The sequence below is a fragment of the Actinokineospora sp. NPDC051303 genome (genome assembly GCF_055586285.1).
The window spans coordinates 84878-100742 of sequence record NZ_JBVJIN010000014.1 but is presented as its reverse complement, the minus strand read 5'-3'; the positions used below and the strand labels follow the sequence as shown (position 1 = coordinate 100742).

Annotated in this window: 12 protein-coding genes and 1 pseudogene; 8 read left to right on the top strand and 5 right to left on the bottom strand. The window is 67.2% G+C overall.

What is annotated here, in order from left to right:
* Positions 1 to 35: 35 nt before the first annotated feature.
* The gene (locus ACZ6SD_RS13690; RefSeq protein ID WP_465317261.1) at positions 36 to 824 is read left to right on the top strand and encodes an IclR family transcriptional regulator; all 789 of its coding nucleotides are present in this window, start codon (positions 36 to 38) and stop codon (positions 822 to 824) included.
* Between the two features lie 32 nt (positions 825 to 856).
* Here the strand turns inward: ACZ6SD_RS13690 and ACZ6SD_RS13685 are convergent, their stop codons facing one another.
* Positions 857 to 2059, bottom strand: a complete 1203-nt coding sequence (locus tag ACZ6SD_RS13685) for an MFS transporter (RefSeq protein ID WP_465317260.1) — start codon at positions 2057 to 2059, stop codon at positions 857 to 859.
* Between the two features lie 279 nt (positions 2060 to 2338).
* On the opposite strand from ACZ6SD_RS13685, the gene ACZ6SD_RS13680 reads away from it, so the two are divergent.
* The 4 genes from ACZ6SD_RS13680 (at position 2339) to ACZ6SD_RS13665 (ending at position 5080) form a co-directional block, all read left to right on the top strand.
* Positions 2339 to 2815, top strand: a complete 477-nt coding sequence (locus ACZ6SD_RS13680) for a hypothetical protein (RefSeq protein WP_465317259.1) — start codon at positions 2339 to 2341, stop codon at positions 2813 to 2815.
* Between the two features lie 345 nt (positions 2816 to 3160).
* On the top strand, positions 3161 to 3454 hold the full coding sequence (locus ACZ6SD_RS13675) for a hypothetical protein (protein ID WP_465317258.1): 294 nt from the start codon (positions 3161 to 3163) through the stop codon (positions 3452 to 3454).
* The gene (locus tag ACZ6SD_RS13670; protein WP_465317257.1) at positions 3454 to 4632 is read left to right on the top strand and encodes a DUF6973 domain-containing protein; all 1179 of its coding nucleotides are present in this window, start codon (positions 3454 to 3456) and stop codon (positions 4630 to 4632) included. Before ACZ6SD_RS13675 ends, ACZ6SD_RS13670 begins: the two co-directional genes overlap by 1 nt.
* Positions 4633 to 4708: 76 nt before the next feature.
* On the top strand, positions 4709 to 5080 hold the full coding sequence (locus tag ACZ6SD_RS13665; protein ID WP_465317256.1) for a hypothetical protein: 372 nt from the start codon (positions 4709 to 4711) through the stop codon (positions 5078 to 5080).
* A gap of 181 nt (positions 5081 to 5261) precedes the next feature.
* Here ACZ6SD_RS13665 and ACZ6SD_RS13660 read toward each other — a convergent pair whose 3' ends face one another.
* Entirely contained in the window at positions 5262 to 5834 is a 573-nt protein-coding gene (locus ACZ6SD_RS13660) for a TetR/AcrR family transcriptional regulator (RefSeq protein ID WP_465317255.1), read from the bottom strand.
* 520 nt (positions 5835 to 6354) lie between these two features.
* Here ACZ6SD_RS13660 and ACZ6SD_RS13655 point away from each other — a divergent pair.
* The 3 genes and pseudogenes from ACZ6SD_RS13655 to ACZ6SD_RS13645 all read left to right on the top strand — a co-directional run.
* Positions 6355 to 6462 (top strand): annotated as a pseudogene (locus ACZ6SD_RS13655) (hypothetical protein); the annotation flags it as partial.
* Between the two features lie 61 nt (positions 6463 to 6523).
* On the top strand, positions 6524 to 6763 hold the full coding sequence (locus ACZ6SD_RS13650; RefSeq protein WP_465317254.1) for a 3-oxoacyl-[acyl-carrier-protein] synthase III C-terminal domain-containing protein: 240 nt from the start codon (positions 6524 to 6526) through the stop codon (positions 6761 to 6763).
* Positions 6764 to 6794: 31 nt separating this feature from the next.
* The gene (locus ACZ6SD_RS13645; RefSeq protein WP_465317253.1) at positions 6795 to 8378 is read left to right on the top strand and encodes an MFS transporter; all 1584 of its coding nucleotides are present in this window, start codon (positions 6795 to 6797) and stop codon (positions 8376 to 8378) included.
* A gap of 492 nt (positions 8379 to 8870) precedes the next feature.
* Here ACZ6SD_RS13645 and ACZ6SD_RS13640 read toward each other — a convergent pair whose 3' ends face one another.
* From ACZ6SD_RS13640 to ACZ6SD_RS13630, 3 genes are read right to left on the bottom strand one after another with little or no spacing between them, the layout of a single operon-like run.
* A complete protein-coding gene (locus tag ACZ6SD_RS13640) occupies positions 8871 to 11429 on the bottom strand; it encodes an RNaseH domain-containing protein (RefSeq protein ID WP_465317252.1) in 2559 nt (852 codons plus the stop codon).
* Positions 11426 to 14617: a hypothetical protein gene (locus ACZ6SD_RS13635; protein ID WP_465317251.1), complete on the bottom strand. Its 3192-nt coding sequence runs from the start codon at positions 14615 to 14617 to the stop codon at positions 11426 to 11428. The genes ACZ6SD_RS13640 and ACZ6SD_RS13635 overlap by 4 nt, the downstream gene beginning before the upstream one ends.
* On the bottom strand, positions 14614 to 15765 hold the full coding sequence (locus ACZ6SD_RS13630) for a restriction endonuclease-related protein (protein WP_465317250.1): 1152 nt from the start codon (positions 15763 to 15765) through the stop codon (positions 14614 to 14616). The genes ACZ6SD_RS13635 and ACZ6SD_RS13630 overlap by 4 nt, the downstream gene beginning before the upstream one ends.
* Positions 15766 to 15865 lie beyond the last annotated feature (100 nt).

The following is a 15865-nucleotide window of genomic DNA, read 5'->3' as shown; positions in this document are numbered from 1 at the left end:
ATTTTCAGGACAGCGGAACGGCCTATGGTGTGGGCATGACCGGACGAGGGCGCGACGCCAGCACCTACCGTGACCGCAACTCGACCGCCGACCGCGCGCTGGACATCCTGCTGCTCTACGCGACCGGCAAGCCCGTGTGGTCCGGCACGGAAATCGCCGCGGAACTCGGCGTGGCGCGCTCCACCGGCTACCGCTACATCCAGAGCCTCGTCCGAATGGGATTCATCGAGGAGACCGCGGGCGGATTCCGGCTCGGACCGCGGATCTTCGAGCTAGCCCGGTCGGCCAGAGCGGGCTTGGGCCTGTCCGAGATCGCGCTGCCGGTGATGCGGGAACTGGGCGCCCAGATCGACGAGACGGTGCTGCTCACCCGGCGGTCCGGCCGGTCGGTGGTGTGCCTGGACCTGGTCGAAGCGCGGCACGCCGTCCGGCTGTCCTACGAACGGGGCCACGTGCTGCCCATCAACGCGGGCGCCGCCGCGGAGGTCCTCCTGGCGTGGGCCCACCCGGACGAGGTCACCGCCGTCCTCGACCAGGCCCCACTGGAGCGCTTCACCGCCCGAACCCTGACTGACCCCGATCGGCTGCGCGCCCGCCTCGCCCAGATCCGCAAGCGCGGCGTCGCCCTCTCCCACGGCGAACTGGACGAGCACATCCTCGGCGTCGCCGCCCCCATCCGCGACAGCACCGGCGGCGTGTGCGCTGCGGTCAGCATCGCCGCCTTGGCCGCCCGAATCCCGCGCGCCGAAGTGCCCGCCGTCGAGCGCGCCGTCCGCGACGCGGCCCTGTCCATAACCCGCGAACTCGAACTGCGCGACCGCTGAACGTTCGCTCTTGTCTGGGGGTGGGCAGCGGTTCAGGTGAGCTTGCCCGGTTTGCTGAACAGGGCCACGGTCAGCACCATCAGGACCGCGGCGCAGCCTGCGAGGACCATGACCACCGACGGTGATGTGGCATCGACGACGAGGCCGCCCAGCAGCGCCCCGACCGAGATCGTGGCCTGGAACGACGAGGTGAACAGGACCGACGCGTCCTCGGGCGCGTCCGGGGCCGCCTTGACGAACCAGGTCTGCGAGCAGACCGGGACCGCGCCGTAGGCCAGGCCCCACACGATCAGCAGCGCCACCGCGCCCACCGCCGTCACCCCGAGCAAAGGCAGCAACAAGGTGGCCGCGGCGAGCATCGCCGCGACGGTCATGAACGTCACCCGGGTCGCGCGGCCGACACGAGTCTCCACGACGAAGTTGCCGACAATCCCGGCGGCGCCGTAGACCAGCAGGTACACGGTGATGGCCCCGGAACTGGACCCGGTGACCTGCTCCAAAAACGGGGTCACATAGGTGTAGGCGCCGAAATGCGCCATGACGATGAGGAACGTGACGACCAAACCGACCCTCGCCTCGGGCACACGCAGCACCTCACGCAGCACCGACAGCCTGGTCGGGGTCTCCGGCGGCAACGAGGGCACGAACGCCAGCAGCGCGGCGACGACACCGACGGTCAGCAGGCCCATGGCGACGAATGCCGCCCGCCAGTCCCACACGTCCCCGATCAGCGTGCCCGCGGGCACGCCCAGGACCGAGCCGAGCGGGACGGCGGAGAAGATGACCGCGGTCGCGCGGCCGACGTGCTCGGGGGCAACCAGTCGTGCGGCCAGCCCGGCGCCGATCGACCAGAACGCGCCGATGACGAACCCGACGAGCACCCGGGACACCAACATCACCCAATAACCGGGCGCTGCGGCGGCCAGGAAGTCGGCCACCGCGAGCACGACCATCAACAGGCACAGCATCCGCCTGCGGTCCACCCGCCCCGTCGCCACGGTCACCACGGGCGCCGCGACCGCAGCCAGAACGCCAGGCAGGAACATCATCAAACCCGCGGTGCCCTCCGAGATGCCGAACGTGTCACCAATAGGCAACAAGAGGCCAGTCGGCAAAATCTCAGTGGTCACGATCGAGAAAATCCCCAACATCACCGACACCACCGCGAACCAACCAACCAACGGCGACCCCGGCGCCGCCGAAACCTGAGGAGTGGTGGTCGTGACTGAGGACATGGCTTCACCCTTCTTGCGGTCGCTGCGGGGGACAGAACCCAGTTCACCACCCGCCCGGGACGTGGTCTGGCACGTTTCCGCCAGCACAGTCGCGCCGACGATGATGGCGAGAAATCACCAGCGCGACCTGCGGGAACGCCGCTGACGTGAGCTTCTTGCTGTCCGTCAATGTTTTGTTTGCGGAGTTCCGGAACGCCAGAATGACGTTCCCTTTCGTGTCTGACCGAGGAGTGCAAGGCACCACGCACCGGCGGTCGGTTGATTTGCTAACCTACCGAGGTGTTGACGCTGACGACTTCACTCATAAAAAGATTCTTTCATCGGCCAAGCGCGCCTGTCGAACGTGATGGCTTGCTAGGTTTACGGGTTCCTGGGCAGGTCAAGCTGGTGCCACGGCGGCAGTTCGTTCAGTTATGCGAAAAGGCGAGTGCGCAGGGGTTCAGCGCCACGGCATGGTGGCCCTGGCCTGAAGAAATGGCCGAGGGGATCGCCAAAGGTTTGGAGTCCGCTGTCGTGATGCCGTTGGGGCCGGAGAACTCCGGCACGGCGCTGCGCTGTTTCGCGGCCATGATCAGCGAGGGATTCGACGTGACCGTCGCCACGCTGGACATCGCGAAGGGCGACTTCGCGGCATTGACTGAGGTGGCGGGCGTGTGGGAATTGGCGGAACTGCTGCTTTATCGGGTGCCGGTGCTTTCGTTCGGTGGAACCAGTGCGACCGGAGATGGGGGCGGTCATACTGATTCCGGCTCCTGACTGTGGCGTGGGCGGTGAGGTCACGACCGGGCATCCCGAGACCTTGGTCGCGACTGAAACGACTCGGCGCGTGGCTGATCATGGCGCGGTTTCCGCTGTTCGGGTTTGGCCAATGCGTCCTTGCGGCGGCAGTAATCGAGTTCCAGCGCGAATACACGGCATTCGGCGTCGGCGCGGGTTGGTCAGGCTGACCTGCTGCCCGGCGACTCGATGGTCCGTCGGCATCCGGTTGCCGAGATCCGCCATGGTGAACTTCGGTGGGGTTCGCGGATCGACGCGAAGTTCCGTCATGTCAATCACAGTCTGCGGTGTCGCTGGTACTGTCGGTAGGCGGGGAGGTGGACGATGACGGGGTTCGGGGTCGATCCTGGGGCATTGCGTGCCGCGGCTGGGGCTGCGCGGCAGGCCGCGGATGTCGTGCGTGAACTGAAGTTGGGGCGGGTGGCGGAGCTTGCCTCGGCGCTGCCGGGGACGGAGTCCGCTGGAACCGCCGGTCAGCTTGGCCCGCACTGGGACGCTGCCGCTAAGACGTGGGCCGACGGCATGAGCTCCTACGCGACCACGTTGAACTCGACCGCCGATGATTACCAGGCGCGAGATGATGCCACCGCGCAGGATTTCGGCAGGATGGGCCGCTGATGGCGACGTGGTCGGAGATCAGGCAGTGGCAGCCGGACCTGATCGCTCAGGTCGGTGACCACCTTTCCGCGCAGAGCAAGGTGGTTGTCGGCTTGCAGGATGAGCTGGACGGAGCCAAGCCCACTGAGTGGACCGGGGATGCGGCGGTCGCCGCGGAGAATGATCTGCGTGTTCGTCGCCAAGCGCTGGAGGACCTCGCCGCCCGGTTGGCCGCCTCGGTGAAGGTCATTGACGACACCGAGCAGTCGGTGCGGGACCTGATTCGCGGCATCGAGGCGATCGAGGACCACGCTGCCCGGAATGGCTATCGAATCGATAACGGAGAGGTAGTCGAAACCGCGGGCGCGGGCGACATCTTCACCTTCATCTCCCTGCAAGCGGAGGTGCAGGGCATCGTGGCCCAAGCAGCCACGATCGACACCGAGTTGAACTCCGTGCTCCAGCGCATTCTCTCCGGTGAGATCAACGACGCGGGAGCCACGACGCTGGCCGCGGCGGCGGACGCGGGCGAAGACCGCATCGTCGATGAGCAGCGACATCGTGATCTGCTGGCCAAGTACCAGGTCAAGACCGACGAAACGACCATGTGGCCTACCGGTCTCGCGAAGTGGATCGCGGAAAGGAGAGGCATCCCCCAGGAACGGCTCACGGTGACCGAGGCGGCGATGCTCGATGACCTGCAGGCGCGCAAGGGGCTCATGGGGCTCAAGGAGTTCGGCGACATCCGGCAGGACGCGTTGCATGTCGCGAAGGGCAAGTTCGAGGGCCAGGGCCTGACCGACGGGCACGCGGACGCCTTCCGGCACGCGTACTGGAACGCGCTGATGACACAGAGGTACGGCGAGCAGTGGGCGAGCGAGTTCGCCACCGCGCACGAGCGGAACCCGACCAGCCACCACGTCCCGGTGGGCATGGATCTGCACAACAACCAGGTGGGGCGCGAGATCGCGCGGGCCAACCCCGACGCGAGTCCCGAGGAGTTGGCGTCTTTGGTCGAAAAGGCGGTCAAGGACGGCAAAATGGTGGTCATCGACGGCAACGACACCCTGGTGCCCTCCAACGAGGTGAACCCCGGCGAGACTCGCGACACCAAGAGCAACCCTTGGCCGACCGACAATCCCGGGCGCGGCGACGACCGCGATCCTGGCAAACCGTCGGCGAAACCGGACCAGTACTGACATGCGCTTGATATTGCCCCTGCTCGCACTGCTCGCACTACTGGCGGGATGCGGCGCGAACACCTCGGGAGTGACAGTGGAATTCGACGTGGACCTTGAGACCGCGGTCGTAGAACTGGCCCGAACCGGCGGCTCGCGACCGCTCATGGAGCTGGCCCCCGGCGACTGGACCTCAGTGCATGTCCTCTTCGGACCCGTGACCGGCGACCTGATCGAGAAAGAGCTGGGTCGCCCAGTCGAGATCACTGGCGACGGCACCTACAACGGCGACTACATCCAGGACGGCAATCTCCTCATTTTCCAACGTCACGACGAAATCGTGCGAATGGTAAGCCTTGGACAGGTCGCCGCGCTCGCGGAAGGTGAGTACCGTGCGGACGTCGTCCTGCGAGAGCAGGGCGGCGCCATCAAGATGGTCGATCCGGAGGGCCGTCCCGCAGGACGCTGACCGGATTTCACCGGACCGGGGCGGACCTCTCGCAGAGCTTTAAGCTCAGAGAACCACTAGAAGGCGGATTGGACTGCTCTCCCCGCCGGCGCCAGTGAAGGACTGGGGCTTGTCTCGCGGGCATGGTCAATGGTCCCGCCGATAGGCGTCCCAGCTCGCGGGAGCGGAGCGTCAGGGTCCGTCACGGTTTCACAGAAGGCGCGGCTTCCCGCTGCGGTTCCACGCCTAGTGCGCGGCAAGCGAGATCGGCGGCGTCCATCAGATGGTCGGCGCTGGCGCCGTCCCGGGCGCGCGTGGACATGCCCTGCATGGAGACGGCGAGAAACTCGGCCGCGGCACGCGGGTCGAGATCACCGGGCAGATCGGCTTGGCGCCGATGATCCGCCAGCCGTTCGGTGAGCACGGCGACATTGCGATTGCGGTGCTCCCGCAACTCGTCGCCGATGGCTTGGTTGGCACTGGTCAGACAGCTGGCCGCGGTGATCACCAGACAACCGCGGGGATGCGCGGAATCTGTGTAGTGCACCGCGGCGCCGTATAGCAGGCGGCAGACCAGCATCGGTGCGGAATCCGCCTCAGACAGCACCTGCTGCATCCAGCCACCGGGCCCTTGGAGGTAGTGCTGGACGACCTTTTTGAACAGTCGCCGTTTGTCACCGAACGCCGCATACAGACTCGGCGGCTCGATGCTGATCTCTTTGGTGAGCACGGAGATCGTCGTTCCCTCGTAGCCGTGCTGCCAGAACTGCGCCATGGCGACATCCAGTGCCCGGTCCAGCTCGAACCTGCGTCCTTGACCGGGTACTCCAGTCACTGCCCCTCCTCCTGCTCGACGGCCGGGGCCGCGCGATGACGGGCCACTTTCTAGGGGGATTCAAACGCGTAGTGGTGCACGCTAAAACTGGGGCTTACACACGTCAGATCCACTGGTTCCGAGTGGACGGTCGAAGCGGTAAAGCAAGTCAGTTACCAGGTCATTGCGACTCGCGACATCTTCGCGCCGGAGAACACGCAGCTTGATGTCGACAGCGGCGCCCGGCTGTGAACAGGAGAACGTCGCCTAGTCATCATCGACGCCACTGTGGACCGTCTGCATGGCGCGCGCATTCGGCAGTGGTTCGCGCGCAACGGGATCAGGGCATCGCTCGTGGCCATGCCCGCCGATGAATCGGTGAAGGACTGGGCATCGGTGCATACCGTAGTCGACGCGATGAACAATTTTGGCATTGATCGCCGCCGGGAGCCAGTCATCGTGATCGGCGGCAGGGTGCTGAATGTTGGAGGAACTCCACTCCAATCTTTGGGAAAGCAAGTTGGAGCGGTGCCTCGACTACGGGCACACCTTCTCGCCGACGCCCGAAATGGAGGCGCTGCCCACGTTGTCGCACGGCGAGGCGGTCGCGATCGACATGGTGTTGACGTCCACCGTACTTAGGCGACGCATTGCAGCACAAGCAGTGCTACGCGCCGTTGAAGATCCACCGTGGTCAGACGATCGCCGACTTCGGTCGCGACATCGGCCACACCGGAGCGGCCGATCCACTTTTGGGACTCGATTTCCTGGCCTCCTCCGGGGAGATCGAGCCCGGCTACCTCTTCGTGCTCGTGGGCATCGGCGGCGGCTTCACCTGGGGAAGCGCCGTCGTCCAAGCCACCGACCTGATCTGCGCCGTCTCCACCTGAATCAACAGCCCACGTCGTTGAACGGAGGGTCATGTTGACCCAGATCCACTCCCAGCAGAACACCGGGGCCACGGTTTCGGCCAACCGGGCAATTTTCTGCATGATTCTCGCCGTGTTCGGCGTCGGCATTGTCGAGTATCTCATCGCCGGTGTGCTGCCTGAGGTGTCGCGCGACATGGGGGTGACCGACGGCACCGCCGGACTGCTGGTCACCGTCTACGCCGTCACCGTCATGATTGGCGGTCCGCTGATGACCGTGGTCACCTCCTCGGTGCGCCGCACTCCGCTGATCATCGGCTCGGTGGCGTTGTTTGTACTCGGAAACATCGCCACCGCGCTCGCACCGAACTTCGCCGTCCTGATCGTCGCCCGCGTGCTGACCGCCCTGCCGCACGACACGTTCTTCGCGCTGTGCCTGGTGCTGGCGACCACACTGGTTGAGCCCGAGTTCCAGGGGCGCGCCATCGCCCGGGTCGCCCTTGGGCTGAACCTGGCGACTGTCCTCGGCGTGCCGCTGGGGACCTTCGTCGGGCACCAGCTCGGCTGGCGGGCCTCCTTCGTCGCCGTCGCTGTCCTCCAGACCGTGGTGACGGTCGCGCTGGTGGTTGTCACCCGGAAGGCGCCGGAACACATGGCAGGCCGGATCTCCTCTGAGATCAAGGTGTTCGCTCGCGGCCCGGTGCTGTGGGCGCTGGGTCTCACCGCGCTCGGCCAGGCCGCGTTGTTCGTGTTCTTCACCTTCGTGGCGCCGTACCTGGCACAGCTCCGCCACCTGTCGGAGAACCAGGTGACGGTGGCGCAGTTCGTCTTCGGTATCGGCGCCATCGTCGGCAACCAGCTCGGTGGGAAGTTCGCCGACCACGACCTGGACAAGACGCTCTACGTGACGTTGACCGCCTTGGCCGCGGCGCTGGTGGCGCTGCTGCTGGTCGGGACCAGCGAGGTGTTCTCCATGGTCTGGATGTTCGTGCTCGGCGCGGCCGGGTTCTCGATCATCCCGCCGCTGGCCTCGAAGCTGATCTCTGCGGCCGCCGAGGCGCCGCATCTGGCTGCCACCGTCAACATCGCGGGCTTCCAGTTGGCCAACGCGGCAGGCGCTTGGATCGGTTCGATCGCGCTGGGAGCGGGTGCGGGCGTGGGTTCCCTGCCCGTCATCGGCACCGTGCTCGCGGCGGGCGCCGTCGGGCTGCTGGCCCTGGCACAGCGTGCCGGAAAGCCGTCCGCGGCGACTACGACCGCGGTCTCGTTCGCCGAGGCGGGGGATGACATGCGCGCCGCCCTTATCGACGGCCCGAGCTCAGTCAGGACCATCGAGGTTCCGACACCCGAGACGAACACAGGCGACGTGCTGGTCCGCGTGTGCTTCGTGGGTTTGTGCGGCACTGATCTCGAACTCCTGCACGTCACGTCCCCGTATCTGCGCGACGGGCGTGCCCGCTATCCGCACTGCTTCGCCACGAATAGGTCGGCGTGGTCGAGTCGGTCGGCCCCGACTCCCAAAGATCCACGTTACCCTCTGCCACAACCTGTCCAACGCCCTGACCGAATTAACCAATACCAAAATTCGACTACTCATCCGACTCGCCTACGGCTGCAAACACCTTACGCCTCATAACGCTCGCACTCCTCGCCCTCAGTGGGCCACGGCACCGACCTACCCGGACGCACCCACACATAGCTCCCCCAAGAGCCGTTGAGAGGGCGTGCTCGCCAGGTCTTCGTTCGACCCTTACGCGCGGCAATCGCAGCGTTGCCGCAACGGCAGTGCGACGGAGGGCGCCTTGTCTCGGTTGTCGCCTTGCCGTAGTTCTTGGGCATGCCGCGCGCTTCCTTTAGCGGCACCTGGACACTGATCGTCTTCTTTCGCTCGTCGGCGGCTGGTTGGGTGGTATGAAATGCTGGCAGGAAGCCTTGTCATTCAGGCAGCGGTATTTGGTTGTTGGAACTCTTCCGGGCAGTGACAGCGGCGCGGTGGGATCAGTTGGTGGACCCAGTTCGGATGCTGGAGTAGCCGATCGCAACCGGTTCATCGGCGAGTCTGAGCCTCCAAGTGTTCACTCGGCATGGAGTCCCTGTATCCATCGTGGTGGCCTATGTCCCCGCGGTGTCACTGGCTTCCGTTTTCCTCGTAGTCGGTCTCGTTGTCCCAGTCGATTGTGCGGCGGTACTGGGGATGGTCGTAATCCATTAGGGCGGCCAGGTGCACGGGGGCGGGGTAGCTGGTCCTGCCGTCCCAGGAGACCGCGTGTTGGCACAGGCGGGCTGCGGCGACGGCGTGTCGTTCCGGGTCGGTTTCCGTGCCGACGACCAGGATCTCGGTTGTGGTGTGGGCATACCAGGTGTGCCTGCCCATCTGTGAGTCCGCCGACCACCGGCCGTGCTTATCGCCCAGGCGCCTGGTCCGTTTCTCCCCGCTCCACTGGCGCGGGATATTGGACAAGATCCAGGTATTCGCGGATCCGTTGAGCCGGAACAGGGCGCTGGTCGTGGCCGCGGTGGCGCGTCCGGCCGCGTCGCGCACTTCGACCGGGCGGGGCAGGTCGCGGGATCCTGACGTCACCCGGACTACCGCGAGGGGGCGGTGGCATGGTTCAAGAGTCCAGCCCGGCAGAGCCGGACGGCCGTCGACCCGGCCCGCCGCGTCCGGAGCGCGGTCCAGGTTTTTGTTGGCCAACAACGGCCACAGGGATCTGGAACTGTCCCCGGAGGACATCAGCACGTAACCCATGCCGGGGGTGAGGTTCGGACCCAGGACGCCGAGAGCGGTGTCGATGGCCGCGACCAAGGCCGCGTCCTGACGCTTCCCCTCGGACAGCCGGGTCGCGCGGAACGAGGCGTTCACCGCGAAGTAGTCATGCCAGCCGGGTCCGAGGCCGGTCATCGACTGCTCGTCGGCCTGGTACGCGAGAGTCCGCCAGTGGTTGCCGTCGGGGATCATGGCGACCAGGGCCCAGCTCAACTTCGGCGCGCCGGTCCGCCACATCTCCCCGCGTTGGACGCGCACGTGGAGACCGACGTACGCGACCGGCTCCTCGGCATCAGGGCGGGTGAACAAAAGCGCCTCGGTCAGCTTAGGATGGATGAGACCCGCCATCCGGAAGAGGTCGGCTAGGGCACCGTGGCCCGCGTAGTCCTTGGCCGGGTCCTCATCCTGCGCCGCCGCCACCAGGAACTGGGCGAGGACACCACGCCCGGCGAGCAGGCGGCTGACGTCGGGCTTCGCGTCGTCATCCCGTTTCTTGCCGTCGTATTCGGTCTCGCACAGGGCCAGCACCCGCGTGCCGTCCGGCACCTCGTGCTTGCGCAGCGCTTCGGGCACCCCGCCGCGCCCCTGCCGGTCGCCGTGGGCCAGGAACCCGGAGGCGTGGTGGAACGCGACCTCCACATGGGAGTGCACCCCGACAAGGGTGTCCTCAGGAATGCCGTCGACAAGGTCGTCGCGGGAGAAGTGGTAGGCCAGCAACCGCTGCACCCGGGCGCGGGTGCTTTGGGTGCTGTAGAGGACCAGGAGCCGCAGCCGCTCCGCGCCGGACGCTTTGACGACCGAGGGGAGACCGCCCTCATCGAGTAGGTCGACATCACGGCCTTTGTCGATCTTCCGGCGGGCCTGCGCCGAGAACCGGTGGCTAACCCGGCGGGCGCTCATATTCTGCTCCCCAAGCACAGCGGCGGCGTGTTTCGCCAACTCGCGCACCGTGTGCATGCCCACTCCGCGACCGATCGGAAACCGCACGGACTTGCGCACGAGTGCCCGCAACCGCCCGGGTGGCCCCGACAAGTCGAGATCTCCCTCATCGAGAAGCCTCTCCCCGCGAAGCCCGTGCGCGACCGTCAATGCGGCCATGCTCGTCTTTTCAATCCTGCTATTCAGCCTGCCCTCCACCGCGAGACACAGCAACGGGTCGTCGTCGTGCCGCGGAGCCAGCCAGGCACTGCGCGCGCCCCGCAGTTCCCAGCTCAACCGGGACACACCGGGGTCAAGCACTAGAACCGGGGTCCGCACCCCGGGCATCGTCTTCATCAGCAGCCGGACCCGGAGCGCGGCGTAGTTGACGACGCCGTCCTTCCACGGCGACGACCACAGGGTGCCGGAGTCCCACACCAGCAGGTTCCCGTCGGTGTCGGCCCGCAGACGCACATCGCGGCCGTCGACTCGCCAGACCGCTCCTGACAGCAGGCGGGCCGCCTCCCATGTCGCGGCTTCGTACACCCAGTTCGGCGCGTCCGGCTGGTCGCCGAGGAGGCGTACCTGGTCCGCCAGCGCCACTTCCTCGGCCACACTGTCCGCGACGAGATCGGCAAGCTCGCTGGGGTAGCCGAAGTCGATGTCACCGGCTGGCACATTGTCCAGCGCCTGTTCCCAGAGCACGACGGCGTCACGGAGGTCACGGGGGTCCAGACGGCTGCTGGAAACCAGGAACTCCGGCGCCCGGCTCTTGCTGGTGGGGAACAGGTTCACGCTGGCGCCGCTGTAGGCGCGCAACGCGGTCGCCAGACCCGAGTACGGGAGGTTGACGTTGTAGCGCACCCGCTCCCGGAACCGGCTTCGCACGCGTTCCCACGCGCGCCCGGTCTCCTCGGGCAGCCGGTGTAGGTGGGCAATGCCGTGCAGCACGCCGGTCAGCGGATATGCCAGCAGCGCCAATTCCTGGTCGCCGGTAGTCACAGGGTCTCCTTGTCGATGCCCGCGAAGTCCAACCAGGACGTGAGGGTCGTGCCGTAGACGCGGGCCAGACCTTGTCGCTGGGAGGGCGAGAGGTTCGCGAAGTAGTAGCGGAGCAGGCCCGGAATGTCGGTGCCGTGCTTCGGATCGTGGAAGGCCCCGTCCACTAGGTACAACTTGACCGGGGTGCCGCCGCGCCGGGCCCGACCCGCCAGCTGGATCATGTCGACGAGCATCCCGGCGACAGCCTCGGCCTTGAGTTCCCTGCTGAGCCTGCTGAACCGCGGGTCGCTGGTAAGGATGTGGAACAGGCGGCGGAACGCGCGCGTGCGCTGCGTGGTCCACATCCCCACCGGGTCGACGGACGACTCGTCCGAGCCGAGCGCGTGCGCGTTCACGCTGGCGAACAGCTCGGCGGACTCGGTGACGCTGGTCGGCGGACGCACGCACACCCACACCGAGGCAAGCGCGGAACGCTGGTCGCCGGGCACGAGGATGTTCAACCCGCGGGCGACCAGGCTTAGCGGCGCGACGCAGACCTTGACGCGCTTGTGCTTGCGCGGCAACGACTCCAGCTCGTCAACGGTCAGGGTGACCACCTTCTCGGGCAGCACGACCGACGGCGGTGGTCCGGTGCGGGGGACGACGACGGCGACCCAGCCGGGGTCGGCGCACCGGCTCGCGATCCCGGCGGCGAGCAGGGTGGCGTGGCGGTAGGAGTTGCCGACCAGCATGCAGCGCTCGCGGTCTTCGTCTTTGTCCGCGAGGTCGCGCAGGTGGGCGTCGAGATGCTGGTCCCACAGCCGCGCGCCGAGGTCGCGGATGGCCAGGGTCTTGCCGGACTCGGATCGGCCGCCGATGCGGATCGTCGTCTGCGACTGCTCGTCCTGCGCCTCACCGGCGAGCGTGGTGAAGGCGTCTCGGTCGGCGTCGGTCATCGAGTAGGTGATGCCCGCGCGGACGTGCTCGCGGGCCGCGCCGGGGAAGTAGGCGGTCGCCGACAGCCCCAGCACCACCCGTTCCACTCCCGCCGCGGCCAGTGCGACCGTGCCTCCCAGTTGGGCGATGGTCGTGTGGGGGTCGCCGCCGACAGCCTGCACCGACAGCTTCCCGCCCGGTCGGGGGTCGTCGACCCGGTCCACCCGGAATCCGAACAGCAGGTAGCCGAGTGGGCCGTGCGGGATGGCCTGGTGCTGGGCCACGGTCCCCAGCTGCTCGGCGAGTGCGCGGGCGGCGGGCATCTCGACGCCCGGTGCGGCGACCGCGTAGGTGAGCCTGGTCAGCGCCTGGTGCAGGGCACCCAGCCAAGTGCGCACAAGCAGCACGTTGACCACCTCGCGGCGGTCGTCCTCGTCCTCGACCCGCTCGGCCACGAGCTCGTGGAGCCGGTGCCGGATCTCCCGGATGTGGTCCTGGCCGTTGTCGTTGCTCACCGCGAGGGTCAGCTGATCGGCTACCCCGCGCAGCCACTCGGGCAGCTGCGGAATCTGGGCGCCTCGGCTGTCCGGGAAGAGCCAGTTGAACTTCTCGTAGACCGCGTCGGGCACCGGCTCGGCTTGGACGTCGTCGATCCCGAACAGGTGCTTGAGCACCAGTTCGTCGCGGGAGCCCGGCAGGTGCCACCCCGACTCGGCCCTGTCGTCGGGAAGTCCGCGCCTGCCAGTGGACTCCGGACGGGCGTCGGTCAACCACACGTCGCCTTCCAGCACATAGTTGAGGAACTGATCGGCCAGGAACCGAGTGCGGGTGAGGGGCGGCACGACGTCGCGGTCCTCCGCGGGCAGCAGCATGCTCCGTTCGGCGTCCAGCTGGATCAGGGGCAGTTCGACCGCCGTCCCGCTGGACGCGAGCGCGAGCTGCCTGGCCCCGGTGTCGAACATCCCGCTCTGCAGGTGGTCCACCTCATCGATCAGCAGCACCGCGCACTTGCGCAACAGGAACTCCTGCGCCGACAGGCGGTTCAGTTCGACGCCGTCGACGCGGACCGGAACCGGGATGGTCCCGTGCACGAGGTTGTGATGGTTGGTGACCACGATGTTGGCGGCGGCCGCGTCGCGCAGACTCCGGTGCCGGTCGCACACCCCCAGGTGCGGGCAGGCGTGCCGGGGGGCGGCCCTGCGCTTGTGGCCGACGGACTCCACCAGCGGTCGCAACGCGGTGCAGGGCTCGTCCCTGGGGACCGGTTGGGGTCCGTCGACCACCGACGCGGCGAGGGCGCACCCGTACCCGAAGGTGTCGAACCGGCTCCACCGTCCATCGTCGGCCGCCTGGGCTGCCTTCTCGGCGAGCCGACGCGGCGAGACCAGCGTGGCACACCGCAGCGCCGGGTTCAGCACCCGCAGGTCTTCGGTGATCTTCTCGGTGGTCTCCGCGGCCTCGTCCACCCGACCGACGACGATCCCGACCGGGACGCCAGCCTGGGCCAGGTGAATGGCGAGAAGCCTGATGAGAACGGACTTGCCGACCCCAGTGGGCGCGTTGAGCAGGCGGATCCCACCCGCCCTGAGCACGAGTTCCTCCACCGGGACGTCCTCGTTGCCCCGCAGCCCGGCGAACAGTTTGGCCAGGATGTCGCGCTGCCACGGATGTTCGCCCCGGCCGAGGGCGATCTCCCTGGCCAACCCTTCCAACGCGTCACGGGTGACCTTTACGTCCTCCATCGAGGGGGTGGTGTCGAGCCGGACCGGGGCGACGACCGTGTCCTTTACCCTCACCGAAAGCTCCACTATGGACTCACCCCGCCAGCCGAAGCGCCAGCGCCCGGGTCCCGCGACCGGCTGTGGTCGCCTGCCCTGCGCGTACTGCCTCTCGGCTTCCTCCAGCAGTCGCTCCACGAGATCCAGTGGCTGTTGTCCGTGCCGGGCGACGACTACCCTGACCTCGTTGTCGGGAACGCCGTCCGGGAGTTCGTAGGGGCCCTCGGGGGTCGAGCGCAGCGCCCGGGCCATATCCCTGAACCGGCGGTGCGAGCCGATTTCATTGGGCCGCACCCGCAGGAACCTGCCCACCAGTCGCCGTGTCTCCGCTGACTGTTTGGGCCAGTCCCGCCATAGGTCGATCCGCCCCGCTGCCACCAGCGCTGCGGATTCGAGGGGTACCTCCGTGCGGCCATCGGGGTCGGGGAATCCGAAGAACTCCTCGGCCAGGGCGCAGGCGATCTGGAACGCGAGTCCGCTGGGAGTGCCGCTCACACCGGCACCGCCGCGGCCTTGGCGAGCTTCTTCTTGACGCCCAGGACCGTGTCGACCTGGTAGCCGGAGTCCTTGAGCATGGTCCGTAGCAATGTCAGGCTCGACCGCTGGTGGTCCGGTATGACGATGATCAGACCCGGCGCGGCGGGAGTGGTGCCGAACAGCGCCTCGCCGAGCGCCAGTGGCGACGCCCACGCTTTGGCGTCCAATCGCCACACCTGCCCGTTGAGCGCGATCCGCAGGTCGTACCGGTCCTGGTGCGGCCACATCTCTACCTCCGCCCGCAGTGTGGCGGCGTAATCACGCAACTCGATCTCCATCAGGCCGGGCAAGGTCACGTACCGCCAGACGACCCGGGACACGGCCAGCATCTCCCTGGTCGCGGGTTGGCCCGCCACCGCTTTCGCCTTCTTGCCGACGCGACGCGGCACAGAGGGTGCGTCACCGCCAGCACCGGGCGTGCAGGAATAAACCACTCCGTGTCGGGCATGCGCCTCGCAGCGGATCTCCGTCAGGTCGCCCGTGTCGAGCACACGCATCGGCCACCCGCATTCCGGACAGGCGAAGAAGAAGCCGTTCATCTGTCGCCTTGGCCAGTCGATGACCGGCTCGTAGAACTCCGGCAGCATGATTCCCCAGTCCTGTCGGAGTGTCCGCAGGTCTCCGACTGGTCGCTCGATGAGGTATGCGCGCAGACGTCGGTAGTCCACGGCCGGGAGACGGCGCAGCAGGTCGTAAACCTGCCTCTCCCTCTGCTCGATGGTCACCCGGTCCCAGGGCCAGTGCTCTTCCAGGGCGGCGGAAGGAATCCGAAACTCTCGGCACAGGTCCTCGGCCTCGTCGGTGAGGTGGCCTTCCTCGTCGAGCAACACCAGGTCCGCTAGCGCGGCGGTGCGCACGTCGTCGGGCAGCAGGCCGCCCAGCGGTTCGCGTAGTCCAGCCCGGAAACGCGCCATCGAAGGGGCGCTGCCGACGGCGTGCGTGGCCGCCAGCACGCCAAGGCAGTTCATCAGCCTTCGGCCCTTGACCTCGCCTGCGAGGTCTGGGTCGCCTAGCGCGGCGGCGGCCAGGCAGCAGGCGGTGACAGCCTGGTCGCGCCTCCAGTCCGCACCCCGGTCCCGGTCGGCGTTTTTCGTGATGACTTCCATTACGCGCTCAAGCCTTTCAAGAATGGAAGCATTATGTGGGGAGATGGTTTTTAACGGCACGGAGGGTGGGTGTGATGAGCTCAGAGGTTCGATGGTCGAG

Bases quoted from the DNA above. Each gene is read 5' to 3' on its own strand.
- ACZ6SD_RS13690 (WP_465317261.1), top strand. From the start codon at position 36: ATGACCGGACGAGGGCGCGACGCCAGCACCTACCGTGACCGCAACTCG.
- ACZ6SD_RS13685 (WP_465317260.1), bottom strand. From the start codon at position 2,059: ATGTCCTCAGTCACGACCACCACTCCTCAGGTTTCGGCGGCGCCGGGG.
- ACZ6SD_RS13675 (WP_465317258.1), top strand. From the start codon at position 3,161: ATGACGGGGTTCGGGGTCGATCCTGGGGCATTGCGTGCCGCGGCTGGG.
- ACZ6SD_RS13670 (WP_465317257.1), top strand. From the start codon at position 3,454: ATGGCGACGTGGTCGGAGATCAGGCAGTGGCAGCCGGACCTGATCGCT.
- ACZ6SD_RS13660 (WP_465317255.1), bottom strand. From the start codon at position 5,834: ATGGCGCAGTTCTGGCAGCACGGCTACGAGGGAACGACGATCTCCGTG.
- ACZ6SD_RS13645 (WP_465317253.1), top strand. From the start codon at position 6,795: ATGTTGACCCAGATCCACTCCCAGCAGAACACCGGGGCCACGGTTTCG.
- ACZ6SD_RS13630 (WP_465317250.1), bottom strand. From the start codon at position 15,765: ATGGAAGTCATCACGAAAAACGCCGACCGGGACCGGGGTGCGGACTGG.